Below are 15,233 nucleotides of genomic sequence, written 5' to 3' on the forward strand. Positions count from 1 at the left end.
TCCTATCCAAGAGTTCGCATGGTCCGGCTCGGAAACGAATTGGAGAGAGCGCCCTCTCTGCGGCGCGCGGTCGTTTTCAGGCATCGTGTCGGATTATTCCATATTCAGTTTGCAACGCCATCGCTCAACGCGATGCGCAGGGATTCGTAGGAATCCCGGACGATTGAACCGGGGATGCTGTGCGGATCCCGGTCCGTCAGGTCTATCGGACCAACGGCCTGCGGAATGGCGCTGAACTGGCCGCGGTGCGAAACGATGTTGTACTCGTTCCAGCTGCGGATGAGCAGTGGCGGCACGCTGCGGTCGACCTCGAGCACCTCAGCCGAACCGTCCGCGAAAGCCTGTCGAACCATGACCTGCAGTTCATTCACCATCGCGGCCGTGGCTCGCGGCATCCTCTTTGCCATAGCTGCGGAGGCGGCTATGGCCGCCTCGACGCTGGCAGTGGCGCGAGCCTCCGATGAATAGTCACCCGCCAGCAAGTGATCCAGTACGGCATTTAGTTCCCCGGCCGCCGTTTCAGCCGCCTCCCAGACTGCCATGACGATGCCCTCGTCCGAAAAGCCCGAACGCTCGACGGTCGAATGGACGCGCCATCCGTATCGTCGAAAGGCAAACGCGCTGGCATCGATGTTCGACTTGTTGAATGCAAAGCCGAACAGATCGAGATCGGCGTGGTCCTCGAACACCTTTCCGCGGGAGACCAGCTCCGCAACGCGCCGTTGGAAAGGCGTGTACCGTGCCTCATCGAGCGGCTCGATGCGGCCATAGCCGAATACTTGCATGGCATCCTCGAGGCCATGCTCCCGGATGATCTCGAGATGCGCATTGGTCATCCAATTCTTCCAATCGCCGACCAAGCCCTTGCCGCGCCGGTAGTTGTGCTCGTGGTGACCGGTGAGATTGATGTGATCCAGTCGCTGCCAAATCTGGCCGGCATGATCGGCCTCGATGACAAGGCCTGCCTGCCGCGCCACGCGCTGGATGGTTTCTGCCGAGCGATCGATCAGATCTTCCCATCGCGTCACATGAAAACGATCCGCGACCGGCAAGAACTCGTCAAAGTAGCCTTTATAGTGACGGACGATACCGGCGAAGAAGTCGAGATTTGTGAATTTGAAAAGTGCCAGGTTCTGCCGCATCTCATCGTTGTCATCGCGCGGATCGACGTAACGCTGAATATACTCGCTGGCCAACGCATTGAGAGAGAACAGGGACGAGTTGATGATGCCGATAGGATTGCGCACGGACGCGAATTTGCGAAAGTCGTGGTACTGCGCAAGTTCAGTCCACAGTCGCGGATGACTGTGAGAATGAACGATCGCATCGGTCTCCAACACCTCCGCCGGATGGGCAATTACCAGGATGAAGTCGCCCATGCCTTTGACGCCAAGATATTTGCGGAAGCACGCGCGGGAAGGATCATCCGCCTTCAACCATTTCGGCCCACCGGCGACGGTCTTGAAGTTTCCGTTGTAGATCAACCTATCGCCGACGCCCGCCGCTGCGAACGCGGCCTCAATGGCCGTGGAGATATAGTGCTGCGCCTGCCGGACCGCCGTGTTGACCAGTCGCTGCTTGATGCCGTAGCGCAACGGGTCCATCGGCAGCAGCTGCGAAATGACGCTGCTCAGCAGCGCGAAACCGCTTCGCGGCGCTCCCACGACCAAAGGGCGCATATCTCAAAAACCCTAATTTGCGTGGCCTTTGTCCACTTTGCGCGCACAAAGTACACATAACGATGCTCTGGAAGCAATCGTGAATCGTGCTCTGCCGGCCTGTCGGTCATCGCTTCAACGTGATCCCGCACGATCGGCTCATATGCCATCAGGACATGCACATCCATTCAGCTGCAGAAGCAAGGAACTCCACGCAACGCGCGCATGAACATCGCGGCCGGCCTCACCCGTCGGACGGACGAACTGCACCAACACGACGGTGCCGTCGGCAGACTCTCTGAAAGCACGGCCACAGCGACTCAATTCAGCGACTTGCTTCCGGCAGTTGCGGCCACATCGGCTCGGTGCGGCTCCATTTTGTCACGCTTGGCGATGATGCCGGCCAAGGCTGCCACCCCTAACACGTACATCCACCCCTCGGTGAAGTCGGACAGGTGGGAGTTGAAGACTGACCCGATGATGTTTTGTGTGATGACGACCAGACCCAAATCCGAGATGTATCCCGACCCGACGAACATCCGCAGATGAGCCCCCCACATTCCGTAGAGGACCAGCACGCCCAATAGCCCCCATTGGACTGCCGCGCTCAGCGTCTGATTGTGTGGATTGGCAATGATCTCAGCCGAAGCCCCAGTATGGCCAACTGCCGCAATCTCGAACAAATCCCGGACCGATCCCGTGCCGTGGCCGATCCAAGGCTTCTCGATGAAGAAGCCAATGGATTTTCGCCAGAACTCCAATCGCTTTCCGACAGAAGACGGGATGTCGGCGCTACGGTATTCTTCAAATTGAGTGCCGACGGAGAGAATGCGGGCGCGCAAATGAGGCGACGAGAACCATGAAATCGCGAGTACCAGCGCCCCGACGATGGTCATTGCTAAGGCGCCTTTGCTCCCAGCATGTCGCCAGGCGACCACCAAAAGCATAAAGGGAATGCAAACGAGCGCCGTTCTCGATGTCACGACGAATAGCAGATTAGCGGCAAAACCCACCCCGAGCGCGGATGCAAGCATCGCGTATTTCCAGGCCTTGCGCTCAGCCGAGTACAGCGCCGCCAGGATCAATGCCACCAGGCAAACGGCAAATTCCTGGCTCTGATCGATGTAGTTTCGAACCGGGACGCCATAGTCCTCGCCGCAACATCGGCCGGTCTTCAGTGCCAGGGTCGGCTGGAATACGACCAGCCAGGAATACAGGAGGAGGACGGTGCAGGACACCAGGAACGCGACCAGGATCCAATGGGCCCGCTCCGATTTCTGGAAATAATAAAAGAGGAATGGAAACAACAGCAGCTTGACCATCGGGCTGAGGCCGCGGACCCCGTCGGACATCCCTGCCTCCGACCAGGAGATGCCGACGACCGCCAACGCCAGGAACGCGAGAGGAAAGAGCGAGGCCGGCCGGCGGAACGAGCGCGTGAAAAGCGGGACGTCCGCGCTGCCCAAGACGATCGCCAACAGCGGGATCAGAAGAATCAAGAAGCCCGACGTCGACCAAGGCAGTGTGGCCGACAGCAAAGCGGCCAATACATCCGCAGCAACGAACCAGTACCGAGATGTCCGAAAGGCCTCAAAGCGCTGTCGTGCGGTCAAAACGCTCAAGATCGAACCCATCGATACCACGTCGCAGCCGCATTGGCCGAGCTCTGGAAGGAGGAACCGCGCCAGCTTAGGGGCAAGAGTTGTCCCGTTATCGGCGCGTAGACTTACTTGAAATGACCGTCAATTACAGCCACAAGACGAACGGGACCACCGTCCATGCGCCGCACCGAGCCCATTAGCCGATTTTCCATGGCACTGAAAGTTAGCCCCGCAGACTTCCGGCCACCAAGTTCTTGGAGCGCCGGCATCCGCCTCCAGCACTGATCCCCTATCGTCAGGATCGCATGCGGCGAACTATCTCGACACCTGAATATCAACACAGCAGCCCGCTCATGCAGTCTTTCTGCGGCCCCGGTCAACCAAGGACAGATAGTTAGGTATGACAGACACAAAATATCTGAGCCTATATACCGGCAACCACGGCAAGTTGGACGGAATTGAGGACTATATCACTCTGATCGCTGCGATTATGGGGAAGCGCGGGATCGACGTGAAGGTTTCCTCCACTCTCGATCCCGAGGCGATCAACGTCATCATCGACGAATTCACGAACTACGTCGAGAATCGGCGCATCGCAAACTTCAAGACAGCATACCCGCACAGCCGAATGATCTTTGTGTTGACGGAGTTCACCGTCCGCAACTGGGGCGTGACGTCCTTCAACAACTTCGGCGGTCCTCTCGATGCCGCGACAATCGCTTTGTTCGACGTCTACCTGCGGCTCGCTCGCGATGACTTCGGCAAGATTGGTTTTGGAAGTGTTCTACGGCTATTGTGCTATTCTCCGCTATTGGCCATACAGCTATTGCCAGCCATCGCGCAGCTAATTCTGCGGATATTCTTCAAGCGCTTCTCGCGCCAGCGGGTTGAGTTTCTGCGCAGCAACCACCGCACGATCTACTTTCACATGCGCTACCTCGGCTTGATGGCCTCCCTACACCACGCAGATGCTGTAATCACCAGCCACGAAAAGGTCTTTGAAGGCACCAACCGCGAAAGCAGGCGCCCTCTCGAGCATTTTGGCGTCCTGTATGCGGAGTTGGATCCCGAGACAGTGATTGACAAGTTGATGCGGGAAAAGAAGCTCTTCATGGAAATCACAGGCACGGTCACACGGTATCGCCAGAAATGGATTGAACGCATCAATCGACAGCTGACTACGCTGGGGCTGCAGAATGTCTTCTATTATTGCAAGGCGCTTCCGTTCTCTTTCCTTGCCTCCGACGAGCCAGCTAACCGCGCCGCTTATTCGCTGCATCCGCCGCAAACTCGCACCTGGCCCTATTCCAGCCCCACGAGACTCTTTCGTGCCTTGTCGGTCGACCACAATTTGCCGGTTCTCACCCATCATTTCCACCAGAATCCGATTGAAGATGTGTGTTTCGAGTTCAAAGGCACGGCTTCGTTCGTCGAGTTGTATGAGATGTTCAATGACCGAAGTCGGCTCCGAAACTTCGTCGAGCCCAAGCTAAAGCGATACAACGAGATTGTTACCGCGCGTAACGATATGCTCGCCCAGCATGTGCGCAAACTCCTGATATCCGCAGGACGGGCAAGCTGATGCAAGACCAGCGCTACCTCCAGTGGGCCGAGCTCCTCTACCTGCTGACCCTCAAGGAACTGAAGGTACGCTACAAGCGCAGCGTGCTCGGCTATCTCTGGGCGATCGCCAATCCGTTCATCTTTGCATTGGTCTATTGGCTCGCTTTCAAATTCATCATGCGCGTGGAGATGGAGAACTACATCGTCTTCATCCTGACCGGCATGTTCCCCTGGGGGTGGCTGAGCCAGTCGACAATCCAGGGTACCGGCAGCTTCGCGAACAACCTGTCGCTGGTTCGGCGGGTCAAGCTGCCCAAACTAATTCTGCCTCTGAGCAACGTGATGCAGGAAATGTTTCACTTCATGTTCGCCATTCCCGTCATCTTCTTCTTCATGGCGATCAATGGTGAGCGCATTTACCCATTAACACTGCTGTGGCAGATGCCTCTGATGCTGACCTTGCAGCTGCTCTTCGTGTTTCCGCTAGCCGTCATTGGAGCAGTGCTCAACGTCTACGTCCGGGACATTCAGTATTTGATCGGCATCGCGTTCTCGGCGCTCTTCTTTGCGACGCCGATGGTCTATCCGTTGAACATGGTGCCGGTCGAATATCAGTTCTATTTCAAGCTGAACCCGATGTACTGGCTCATCGACAGCTGGCGGATCGTGTTTGCCGGCGGCATCCTCCCCTTGGACCACGTTGCGTGCGTGTCTGCCTCCATCGTCGCGTTTTCCTTGATTGCTTGCTGGGTCTATCAACGCCTTGCGATGCGGATTCCAGAGTTGGTCTGATGCCAGTCGTCGCGGTACATGGGGTTTGGAAAACCTACCACAATCACTCGGTGCTCGGCATCAAGGAGCGACTGGTCGGCAAGCGCGTGGCGGCCCCAGAAGGGCGCTTCGCCCGAAGCTGGGCGTTGCAAGACATCACCTTCAAGGTGGACGCAGGACGATCGCTCGGGATCATTGGGCATAACGGCACCGGCAAAAGCACTTTGCTGAGCTTACTTCTCGGAACGATCAAGGAGGATAGAGGCACCATCGAGCGCAGTGGACGCATCGGCGCGATGTTGGAGCTGGGATCGGGCTGCCATCCCGATCTCACGGGCCGGGAAAACATCTTCTTGAACGGCTCGATTCTCGGCCTTCGGATCAATGAGATCAAACGCAAATTCGATTCGATCGTCGCGTTTTCGGAGCTTGGGCCCGCGATCGAGCTGCCCATGCGGGCCTACTCGGCCGGCATGTCGGCGAGATTGGCTTTCGCGGTTTTGGCACACGCAGACCGGGACGTCCTGTTGATCGACGAGATTCTCGCTGTCGGTGATGCAGCTTTCCAGGCCAAATGTGCAGATTACCTGTCTAATTATACGGCCCGGGGAGGTACATTGATCGTCGCTTCGCATGACCTGCAGAATCTGCAAACACTTTGCGTCGAGGGCATTTGGTTGCATGAAGGCAAATTGGTCGAACAAGGACCGATCGCGGCCGTTGCCCGGTCGTATCAACAATCGATAAATCCACTCACAAAGCTCGAGTGAACGCTTTGGATTGGACTAATACATGCCGTAGCCCGGCCATCGACATTCCGGTTGTCCACACCTTGCGGCGTCGAATGATCGACCTGCAGTTCTCTGAGGAGCGAGCTGCGACGCAATTGCTCGGCGGAGCCGTTTGAAATATCGGCTTGCAGTCAGCCAGATGACTTTGGGCGAAAGTCGGCGCGGTCGATGTTCAGCGCATGGCGGAACTCGGGCGCAAACGGCTTGCTTTATCGCTATACTCCCCTCACAAAGCTACGTTTAGGGCGCCATCCCCACGCGGGAGGCACCAGGATTTGGGACGTAGATGAACAAGCGAATCTCTCTGCTGCTGCCGACTCGCGGCCGGCCTACGCTCGTCGAGCGTTTCCTCCGCAGCGTGGTGGCAGAGAGCACCCATCCCGAACTCATCGAGGTCATCCTGTGCGTCGACGACGATGACATCGGCAGCCACGGGATTACGTTCACCCAACTTTCCCTGAAAACCGTCATCGTCCCACGTCAGACGATGGGCGCTTACAATTCGATCTGTTTCCAGCATGCTACCGGCGACATCACCATTGCCGTGAATGATGACGTCATCGTCCGAACCAAGGGATGGGACGACAAGGTACGTGAACTTGATGCTCGTTACCCGGATGGGGTCTACCTGGCCTACGGGAACGATCTGTTCAAAGGGGCCAGTCTCTGCACTTTTCCGATCTTGTCGCGCCGGGCTTGGCTCCCACCCGCCGTAGCCTATCCCATCGAGTACAAGGGCGCCTTCATCGATGTGCATTTGATGGACATCTTCAAGCGCCTGCAGAAACGTGGCCATCAACGGATCATGTACGAGGAGGACCTCGTTTTCGAGCACCTCCATTATCGCAACCATCCCGAAGCGCTAGACGCCACCTATACCGATCGCTCCCGATTTGGAGACGACCTCACCTTCATAGCTCTTCGAGAAGCGCGCCGGCTCGAGGCCGACCGATTGGAAGCCTTGCTCGCGAATACGGCCCTCGCGTCCGCCCCGTCTCCACGACGAGCGGAATGCCCATCTCCGGGGCTGTTTTCGATCATCTCGCTCTGCTTGCGCAGCTTCCTGCTTGATTCGGATTTACCGATCAAGTGGAGAGCGTATCTTTTTGCCTGGCTAGTGACAAGATACTATTTCAGCAGAATCTTCAATGTCACCTGAACCGACGCCAATTTAGCCAAAGTTAGCCCACACTTTCGCTAAGGACACCGACCAGGGCGAAACTTCCATCACGCACCAGTGGGAACAATGGGTTTCATGAATGGACCCCGTTCACCGAATCGACCTGAAGCGGCATTCTGACCGAAATTCGCGTCGGGTTGATCGCCTTGTCTTTCACCCCAATTGGTTTCCATATATACGGCGCCCAGAAGTTGGGGACAGCGGATGGACGCACTTTTCGTAACGCCGGACTCGTCAGCAAAGGCCTATCAAGAGCTCGCAAAGACGTTTTCCGCTATCGAACCGCCGACCTGGTCGCTCCTGCTTGCCGAGTCCTGCCGAGCGAAGGGTTTTGAGGTCGGAATTCTCGACGGCGACGCGGAACGTCTGTCCTTGCAAAGCACGGTGACGCGCATTCAGGACGCGAAGCCGCGCCTGATCGTGATGGTGTTGTACGGGCAAAATCCGAACTCCGGCACCACGAGCATGATCGGCGCCGTGGAGCTGTCGAACGCGCTCAAGGCCGCCGGCGTCGGGGCTCCCATCTGCTTTGTCGGCTCACACACCAGTGCCCTCCCGAAGGAAGTGCTCGCTTACAGGTGCGTCGATATCGTCCTGCTCAATGAGGGCGTCTACGCGCTGCACAACCTGCTTCGCTCCAATCTGAGGAGCGATCTTAGGACCATCAAGGGAATAGGATACAAGGTTTCAAATGGGGCCGAGCAAGAGCTCATCTTGAATCCGCCCGAACAGATCGTTCCGCAAGACCGCATGGACGTCGATCTTCCCGGCTATGCCTGGGACCTGCTTCCCTCCCGCGACAGGCCGCTCGATCTCTATCGCGCACATTTCTGGCATGCCGGGTTCAGCCACGACAAACGAACTCCGTTCGCTGCGATCTACACGTCGCTCGGATGTCAGTTCGCCTGCAATTTCTGCATGATCAACATCGTGAACCGCGTCAACAATGACGAGGGGACGGATGCTTCGCATTCACGCGGGATGCGCTTCTGGAGCCCGGAATGGGTCGCCCGCGAAATGCGCAAGCTTGCCGATATGGGCGTCAAGACCTTGCGCATCAGCGACGAGATGTTCTTCCTGAACCGCAAATACTACACGCCGATCCTCGATGACTGCATACAGTCAGGCTATGGATTCAACATGTGGACCTACTCCCGCATCGATACCGTTCGGGCGAACGTCCTCGACAAATTCAAGCAGGCCGGGGTCAACTGGCTCGCGCTGGGCATCGAAGCAGGCAACCAAATGGTCCGTCAGGAGGTCTCGAAAGGAACGTTCCGGGAAGTCAATATTCGAGACGTCTGCAAGACGATCCGCGACTCTGATATCAACATCATCAGCAATTACATATTCGGCTTCCCGGAAGACACTCAGGAAACGATGCAAGAGACGCTGGCTCTCGCCCTCGAGCTGAACACCGAAATGGCGAATATGTATCCTTGCCAGGCCCTGCCGGGCAGCCCGCTCTACTACACCGCGCGCACGAACGGATGGGAGCTGCCGCAGAAGTTCGAAGAATTTGCTTTCCTTTCGTACGAGAGCGTGCCGATGCGAACGAAGTATCTGTCAGCCGCGGAGGTCCTGAGGTTTCGCGACGAGGCGTGGCAGACCTACTTCCGAGATCCGTCCTATCTCGCACTCGTCGAAAGAAAGTTCGGCACGGCCGAACGTCGCAACGTCGAGCAGATGTCGGAAATCCGGCTCAAGCGGAAATTGCTGGGTGATTGAGCAGTGCCCATGCATGTTATTCCCTCGAGTCAGGTCGAGCCTCACAGACCAGCCGCACGAGTTCCACAGTGATCATCACCAGGACCCCGTACCGCGTTTCCTTCTTTGGCGGGGGTACAGACTACCCCGCCTGGATCCAGGAACATGGCGGGGCCGTACTCGCGACTGCAATCGACAAATACTGCTACATTACCTGCCGAAGGCTCCCGCCATTTTTCGAGCACAAGCATCGCATCGTGTACTCGATCATCGAGAACGTCTCGAATATCGACCAGATCAAGCATCCGGCGGTACGCGCGACGTTGCAACACGAAGGTGTGGCTGAAGGGCTTGAAATCCATCATGACGGCGACCTTCCCGCCCGATCAGGACTTGGATCGAGCTCCTCCTTCACCGTAGGCTTGCTTCATGCCTTGCAAGCGCTGCGGGGCACCATGTCGAACAAGGATGCGTTGGCGAAGACTGCGATCCATATCGAGCAGGAATTGCTTCACGAGAACGTCGGATGCCAGGACCAGATCATCTCCGCCTTCGGCGGCATGAACTATGTCAGATTCCGGGAAGACGGGACATTCGACGTGTCGCCGGTGATCGCTTCGCCCGAACGTAGGGCCGCGCTCAAGTCCCATCTGATGCTCTGCTTCACGGGGTTTTCGCGTTTTTCCTCCGATGTAGCGAGATCCCAGCTCGAAAACATGGCAGCCAGTGCAGCGCGACTGAAGCGCATGCGTGCCATGGTGGACGAAGGCCTCGAGATCTTCGTAAACCGCTCGCTCCCGATCGAAGCATTCGGCGAACTCCTGCATGAAGCCTGGCTCGCCAAGCGAACCTTGTCGGACAAGGTGACGACGGACGAGATCGACGCGATCTATGACGCCGCGCGTGAGGCCGGAGCGATCGGTGGAAAGCTGCTCGGCGCGGGCGGCGGCGGCTTCATGCTCCTTTTCGCCAAGCCGGAGCGGCACGCGGCGATCCGCGAAAAGCTGAAGGGTCTGATTCACGTGCCGTTCGATTTCGAAGATTCCGGCAGCCGCGTGGTCCTTTATCAACCGAACGGCTTATGAACATCATGACGGAAGCGGCTTCCTCCATCGAACCTCGCGGACTTGCATGCGCGCGGACTCACCGGCCCGCCCCCGAAAGCCATGCTCTGTCCAGTTCGCTCCGCAGCGATGCCCCCAACCAGAATCGTTCAAGTGAGGCCGTGTCTTGATCAGCAACAGCGTCAATTTGCCCGACAAGGCGAAGTGGGTCTGGAGGGAGACCTTGTCGGTGCACCGTCGCGCCCCCGAGACGCGCATCGCATCCTCACTGTCCTCCATCGAGATTTTCGTCGCCCTGTATTATGGGGGCGTTCTGAATATCCACCCGACCGATCCCCGATGGGATGGCCGCGATCGTTGCGTGATCAGCAAGGGACATGGCTCGATCTGCATGTACCCGATCCTGGCGGATCTCGGCTTTTTCCCGGCCGCCGAGCTCGATCGCGTCTGCAAGGCCGGCGGCATCCTGGGAGGGATTCCCGATCCCATCATTCCTGGTTACGAAACCGTCAATGGATCTCTGGGCCACGGTCTCGGTGTCGGCGCGGGAATGGCGCTGGGGCTGAAGCGCGGCGGCTCGAAGCAGCGCGTCTTCGTGGTCTGCGGAGACGGCGAACTGCATGAAGGTGCCAATTGGGAAGCCATCATGTTTGCATCCCAGCATGAGCTCGACAATCTTCACCTCATCGTCGACAACAACAGCATTGCGATGCTCGGCTTCACCGACGACATCGTTTCCCACGCCGGACTCGTGAAGCGGCTCGAAGCGTTCGGATGGCAATGCCTCGAGGTCGATGGTCACGACGTGCTGGCCGTGCAAGAGCAGCTGTTGAGCCTGAAAGCGATCAGTAACGGACGACCGAAGGCGCTCGTCGCACGAACGCTGAAAGGACGCGGCGTTCCCGGCCTGGAGAACGAGGCTCTTTCTCACATCATGGCGCCGAAAGCTGAACTTCTCGAAGAACTCCTGAAGGCCTCCGATGAGCGTTAAACCGCGAGCGATGCGCGATGCGCTGCTGGATCAGATACATCGGGCCATGGCCCATGATCCGAAGATTTTCTTCGTCTCGGCCGACTTTGGGTCCCCAGTGCTGGATCGTATTCGCGCCGACCATCCCGCAAGGTTCGTGAATGTCGGCGTAGCCGAACAAAATCTGATCAACGTCTCCGCGGGACTTGCGCTCGAAGGCTACAAGGTCTTCGCCTACGCGATCGCCCCCTTCATCACGATGCGGTGCTTCGAGCAGATCAGGGTGAGCCTGGCTCTCCTCTCCGAGGTCCGCCCGATGAACGTCAATCTGATCGGCGTCGGCGCCGGCTACAGCTATGTCGTGTCCGGCCCGACGCACCAGTGTTACGAAGACATCACGCTGATGCGCGGGCTGCCGAATTTCCAGGTGCTCTCGCCATCCGATCACATCACCACTGAAAACCTCTTCGGAATATGTGCCGGCACGATCGGCCCCAAATATCTCCGCCTCGATGCGCAGGTGCTGCCCGTCCTGTACGCGGACGGCCCGCCGGACGTCACGAAGGGATTTCACTCTCACCGCCGCGGCCGGAAGATCTGTCTCGTCGCCACGGGTTACATGGTCCACACGGCATTCATCGTCGCCGACCGGCTACGCGAAGCCGGAATTGACGTCGGCCTCGTCGACCTGTTCGACCTTGCTCGCTTTTCCGCGAAGGCTCTGCACGACGAGCTGTCGCCGTACCAGACCATCGTCAGCATGGAAGAGGGATTCGCCGGCCGCGGCGGCCTCGACGCCCTGCTCTACAATTTCCTCGGACATAGCGCGCTCGACGCCAAGCTGATCAACGTCGGCGTCGAAGGCGGCTATCGCTTCGAGCTCGGATCGCGAGCGGAATTGCATGAGCAAGTCGGCATAGGCCCCGACGTGGTGACCAAGCGCCTGCTGCAGATTTCGGCTTCTTCTTCGAAGACTCTCCCTCCCCTGAACGGTGGTCGCCCACAATGAAATTCCCCCTGATGCGCAACAATATCGCGCGCGAAGATCTGGACGCTCTCATCGAGCACTTGAAGCAGGACGACCCGATCCTCACCAACGGTCCGAACGTGCGCGCGTTCGAGCAGGAATGGAACGAGTGGCTGGGCACCAAGTACAGCGTCCTCGTCAACTCCGGCGCCTCTGCCAATCTCCTGACGATGGCCATTCTCAAGATTCGCCATCCCGAAGGTGGCGAGGTGATCGTGCCGCCGCTCACGTGGATTTCGGACGTCGCGTCGGTGATCCAGAACGGCTTCACGCCGGTGTTCGTCGACATTGATCCGACGACCTTGGCGATGGATGCAACGAAGATCATCGATGCCATCACCGAACGGACACGCGCCGTATTTCTGACCCATGTGCAGGGCTTTGACGGACTGACCGACGAGCTGATCCAGCATCTCGAGAAAGCGGGAATTCCGCTGATCGAAGACGTTTGCGAATCTCACGGCGCGACGCATCGCGGCAAGAAGCTCGGCAGCTTCGGCTGGATATCGAACTTCTCCTTTTATTATGCCCACCACATGACGACCATCGAAGGCGGCATGATCTGCACCAACGATCATGCGGCCTATCAAGCGGCACGCATGCTGCGATCCCACGGCATGGTGCGAGAAGCCAACGACCCGGCCATCAAGGAGTCCTACGTTGCGGCTCACCCGGATCTGAATCCGGATTTCATCTTTGCTCACGCCGCCTATAACGTGCGCAATACGGAGATCGGGGGCATCCTCGGCCGGCGACAACTTCCACGGCTCGACGCCAACGTAGAGCTCCGGACAGCGAACTTCCTTCGTTTCCTGTCGCGCATCAACCCCGAGAAGTTCCGTACGGATTTCAAGACAGAGGGCTCGAGCAACTACGCCTTCAATCTGGTGCTGCGTCAGCCCGATATGGACCTCGCCGAACGCCTGATGTCGGCCATGCGCGCCGCCGGCATCGAGTTTCGCAGAGGCAGCGCCGGCGGAGGCAATCAGCTTCGTCAGCCGTATCTGAAATCATTCGTCCCGGCCGAACATTACAAGAAATTCCCGCAAACCGATCACATCCACTTCTTCGGCTTCTACATCGGCAATTTTCCCGATCTCAGAATTGACGAGGTCGATGAGATTTGCGCCATCCTCAACGCGGTGAATTGATAGCAGCCATGCAGGCAATCCTGAAGGTCGGCAAGAATACGCGTCTCCACGCCGGGGTTTCTGACTTGCCCCACGAGCAGTGTCGCGCGGCCGGCCTATCGGGATCCGGTTCCTACCCCGTCGGAGTGCCGATATGACCGCCGCGAGAGCAGTCCTGCTGACGAGGCTGACGGCCTCGATCGAGGCGAAGCGAGCGCTCCTGTCGGATCCGGACCGGATTGCCGCATTCGAAGCAATTGCCGATGTCGTCGTCGCTACGTACAAGTCCGGCGGCCGTCTCTATATCGCCGGCAATGGCGGATCTGCGGCGGATGCCCAGCACCTGGCTGCCGAGTTCGTCAGCAAGCTCGCCCGAGATCGCGCGCCCCTGGCAGCGGAGGCACTGACCGTCGATACGTCGATCCTGACCGCGATCGGGAACGACTATGGGTTCGATGCGGTCTTCTCCCGCCAGATCGAGGGAAAGATGACGGCCAAGGACATCTTTCTCGGAATAACCACGTCCGGCAATTCGAGGAACATTCTCGAAGCGCTGCGCACTTGCCGCAAGCTGAACATTCGTACGATCATCTTCTCGGGTGGCAATGGCGGCCTCGCTGCCGAGGAAGCGGACCATTGCTTGCTCGCACCCAGCGAGATAACCAGCACCATCCAAGAAATACACATCATCTTTGCGCACGCACTCTGTGAATGCGTAGAGAATGCCATGTTTCCCCTCCGATCCACATGACGGACGCTGTAGACGCGAACTCAGGCCATTCAGAACAAGGGAAGCCCCCCAATATGAGCTACAACATTCTCGTGACTGGCGGCGCCGGTTATATCGGATCAACCCTGGTTCCCCGACTGTTGGACGCTGGCCACAAAGTGACCGTGCTGGACAATTTCATGTTCAAGCAGTCCAGTCTCAACCAGTGCTGCCATCACGAAGGCTTCAGCGTGGTTCGGGGTGACATCCGCAGCGAACAGACCACGCTGCCGCTCCTGAAGAAGGCCGACGTCATTTTTCCTCTCGCGGCATTGGTCGGAGCTCCGCTGTGCAGCCGGGATCCCATTGGAGCCAAGACGACCAATCACGACGCCATAACGATGATGTTGAAGCATGTGTCCCGCAATCAGCGGATCATCATGCCGACCACGAACAGCGCCTATGGCTCCGGCGACGAGAACAACTATTGCACGGAAGACTCTCCGCTCCGGCCGATCTCGCAGTATGCAATCGACAAGGTGGCCGTTGAAAAAGAGCTGATGGAGCATCCGAACGTCATCAGCTTCCGGCTGGCGACCGTGTTCGGAATGTCCCCCCGCATGCGTCTCGACCTGCTGGTCAACGACTTCGTCTACCGCGCGGCAAACGACCGTTTTGTCGTCCTCTTCGAGGGACATTTCAAGCGCAACTATATTCATGTCCGCGACGTCGCACGGGTCTTCGAGCACGGGCTTGAAAACTTCGAGAACATGAAGGGCCAGATCTTCAATGTTGGCCTTTCAGACGCGAACGTATCCAAGAAGGAACTCTGCGAACACATCCAGAAATTCGTCCCTGAGTTTTGTTTTGTGGATGCCGAGGTAGGCCGCGACCCCGACCAGCGCAACTACATCGTCTCCAACGCGAAGGTCGAGAAGACCGGATATCGCCCCAATGTTTCGCTGGATGATGGCATCCAGGAACTCCTGAAGGGGTTCGTCATGATCAAGAACAGCATCTATGCGAATATTTGACCATCGACCGGTGGGCTGGTCAAAGATC

13 protein-coding genes are annotated in these 15,233 nt (G+C 57.9%); 11 read left to right on the forward strand and 2 right to left on the reverse strand.

The genetic code is table 11. From position 1 onward, the window contains the following. Positions 1-104 precede the first annotated feature (104 nt). Both LPJ38_RS30090 and LPJ38_RS30095 read right to left on the reverse strand, forming a co-directional pair. The gene (locus LPJ38_RS30090; RefSeq protein WP_145640632.1) at positions 105-1,679 is read right to left on the reverse strand and encodes a sulfotransferase domain-containing protein; all 1,575 of its coding nucleotides are present in this window, start codon (positions 1,677-1,679) and stop codon (positions 105-107) included. A gap of 299 nt (positions 1,680-1,978) precedes the next feature. Then, complete coding sequence (locus tag LPJ38_RS30095) at positions 1,979-3,292, reverse strand: O-antigen ligase family protein (RefSeq protein WP_145640630.1); 1,314 nt, start codon at positions 3,290-3,292, stop codon at positions 1,979-1,981. A 367-nt stretch (positions 3,293-3,659) separates the two neighbouring features. Here LPJ38_RS30095 and LPJ38_RS30100 point away from each other — a divergent pair, with 367 nt between their 5' ends. The 11 genes from LPJ38_RS30100 to LPJ38_RS30150 all read left to right on the forward strand — a co-directional run bounded on the left by LPJ38_RS30100 (position 3,660) and on the right by LPJ38_RS30150 (position 15,205). Next, positions 3,660-4,841, forward strand: coding sequence for a hypothetical protein (locus LPJ38_RS30100; RefSeq protein WP_145640628.1), 1,182 nt, complete (start codon positions 3,660-3,662; stop codon positions 4,839-4,841). Next, positions 4,841-5,614, forward strand: coding sequence for an ABC transporter permease (locus tag LPJ38_RS30105; protein WP_145640626.1), 774 nt, complete (start codon positions 4,841-4,843; stop codon positions 5,612-5,614). Before LPJ38_RS30100 ends, LPJ38_RS30105 begins: the two co-directional genes overlap by 1 nt. Beyond that, entirely contained in the window at positions 5,614-6,363 is a 750-nt protein-coding gene (locus tag LPJ38_RS30110) for an ABC transporter ATP-binding protein (RefSeq protein WP_145640624.1), read from the forward strand. Before LPJ38_RS30105 ends, LPJ38_RS30110 begins: the two co-directional genes overlap by 1 nt. A 307-nt stretch (positions 6,364-6,670) precedes the next feature. Further along, complete coding sequence (locus LPJ38_RS30115) at positions 6,671-7,543, forward strand: glycosyltransferase family 2 protein (RefSeq protein WP_145640621.1); 873 nt, start codon at positions 6,671-6,673, stop codon at positions 7,541-7,543. Between the two features lie 225 nt (positions 7,544-7,768). Next, a complete protein-coding gene (locus LPJ38_RS30120) occupies positions 7,769-9,292 on the forward strand; it encodes a B12-binding domain-containing radical SAM protein (protein ID WP_145640618.1) in 1,524 nt (507 codons plus the stop codon). A gap of 68 nt (positions 9,293-9,360) precedes the next feature. After that, complete coding sequence (locus tag LPJ38_RS30125; RefSeq protein WP_145640615.1) at positions 9,361-10,356, forward strand: GHMP family kinase ATP-binding protein; 996 nt, start codon at positions 9,361-9,363, stop codon at positions 10,354-10,356. A 166-nt stretch (positions 10,357-10,522) separates the two neighbouring features. Then, positions 10,523-11,326, forward strand: coding sequence for a transketolase (locus LPJ38_RS30130; RefSeq protein WP_208750626.1), 804 nt, complete (start codon positions 10,523-10,525; stop codon positions 11,324-11,326). Continuing rightward, positions 11,316-12,314, forward strand: a complete 999-nt coding sequence (locus tag LPJ38_RS30135; RefSeq protein ID WP_145640611.1) for a transketolase family protein — start codon at positions 11,316-11,318, stop codon at positions 12,312-12,314. Before LPJ38_RS30130 ends, LPJ38_RS30135 begins: the two co-directional genes overlap by 11 nt. After that, positions 12,311-13,483, forward strand: coding sequence for a DegT/DnrJ/EryC1/StrS family aminotransferase (locus LPJ38_RS30140; RefSeq protein WP_208750624.1), 1,173 nt, complete (start codon positions 12,311-12,313; stop codon positions 13,481-13,483). The genes LPJ38_RS30135 and LPJ38_RS30140 overlap by 4 nt, the downstream gene beginning before the upstream one ends. 133 nt (positions 13,484-13,616) lie before the next feature. After that, positions 13,617-14,213, forward strand: coding sequence for a D-sedoheptulose-7-phosphate isomerase (locus tag LPJ38_RS30145; RefSeq protein ID WP_145640609.1), 597 nt, complete (start codon positions 13,617-13,619; stop codon positions 14,211-14,213). A gap of 53 nt (positions 14,214-14,266) precedes the next feature. Continuing rightward, positions 14,267-15,205, forward strand: coding sequence for an NAD-dependent epimerase/dehydratase family protein (locus LPJ38_RS30150; RefSeq protein WP_145640606.1), 939 nt, complete (start codon positions 14,267-14,269; stop codon positions 15,203-15,205). The last annotated feature ends 28 nt before the right edge of the window (positions 15,206-15,233 follow it).

The sequence above is a fragment of the Bradyrhizobium daqingense genome (assembly GCF_021044685.1).
Lineage (GTDB): Bacteria > Pseudomonadota > Alphaproteobacteria > Rhizobiales > Xanthobacteraceae > Bradyrhizobium > Bradyrhizobium daqingense.

Bases quoted from the DNA above. Each gene is read 5' to 3' on its own strand.
- LPJ38_RS30090 (WP_145640632.1), bottom strand. From the start codon at position 1,679: ATGCGCCCTTTGGTCGTGGGAGCGCCGCGAAGCGGTTTCGCGCTGCTG.
- LPJ38_RS30095 (WP_145640630.1), bottom strand. From the start codon at position 3,292: ATGGGTTCGATCTTGAGCGTTTTGACCGCACGACAGCGCTTTGAGGCC.
- LPJ38_RS30100 (WP_145640628.1), top strand. From the start codon at position 3,660: ATGACAGACACAAAATATCTGAGCCTATATACCGGCAACCACGGCAAG.
- LPJ38_RS30105 (WP_145640626.1), top strand. From the start codon at position 4,841: ATGCAAGACCAGCGCTACCTCCAGTGGGCCGAGCTCCTCTACCTGCTG.
- LPJ38_RS30110 (WP_145640624.1), top strand. From the start codon at position 5,614: ATGCCAGTCGTCGCGGTACATGGGGTTTGGAAAACCTACCACAATCAC.
- LPJ38_RS30115 (WP_145640621.1), top strand. From the start codon at position 6,671: ATGAACAAGCGAATCTCTCTGCTGCTGCCGACTCGCGGCCGGCCTACG.
- LPJ38_RS30120 (WP_145640618.1), top strand. From the start codon at position 7,769: ATGGACGCACTTTTCGTAACGCCGGACTCGTCAGCAAAGGCCTATCAA.
- LPJ38_RS30135 (WP_145640611.1), top strand. From the start codon at position 11,316: ATGAGCGTTAAACCGCGAGCGATGCGCGATGCGCTGCTGGATCAGATA.
- LPJ38_RS30140 (WP_208750624.1), top strand. From the start codon at position 12,311: ATGAAATTCCCCCTGATGCGCAACAATATCGCGCGCGAAGATCTGGAC.
- LPJ38_RS30145 (WP_145640609.1), top strand. From the start codon at position 13,617: ATGACCGCCGCGAGAGCAGTCCTGCTGACGAGGCTGACGGCCTCGATC.
- LPJ38_RS30150 (WP_145640606.1), top strand. From the start codon at position 14,267: ATGAGCTACAACATTCTCGTGACTGGCGGCGCCGGTTATATCGGATCA.